The organism is Mesorhizobium sp. M1A.T.Ca.IN.004.03.1.1 (genome assembly GCF_003997555.1).
Lineage (GTDB): Bacteria > Pseudomonadota > Alphaproteobacteria > Rhizobiales > Rhizobiaceae > Mesorhizobium.
Genome location: NZ_RZTV01000305.1, coordinates 1 through 273, shown reverse-complemented (window position 1 = coordinate 273; position 273 = coordinate 1). Strand labels below are relative to the sequence as shown.

Annotated in this window: 1 protein-coding gene; it reads left to right on the top strand. The window is 64.1% G+C overall.

What is annotated here, in order from left to right:
- Positions 1–46: 46 nt before the first annotated feature.
- Positions 47–273: SDR family NAD(P)-dependent oxidoreductase (locus tag EOD29_RS31775; protein ID WP_127248817.1), on the top strand; the 227-nt coding region annotated here is incomplete at its 3' end.

Below are 273 nucleotides of genomic sequence, written 5' to 3'. Positions count from 1 at the left end.
CGGCAGCGTCAGCCGTCGCCCGCGGCGAGACCGGAGGAGTTATGAGATGAAGAACTTGTTTGATCTTACCGGACGCCTTGCCCTGATCACCGGCTCGAGCCAGGGGATCGGTTATGCCCTGGCCGAAGGGCTGGCGCAGCATGGCGCCGAGGTCATCATCAACGGCCGCACGCCCGAAAGTGTCAAACGCGCGGTCGCGAGCCTCAAGGATCAAGGCCTGTCGGCCCATGCGGCGATCTTCGACGTCACCAGCAAGGACGCCGCCAAAGAAGG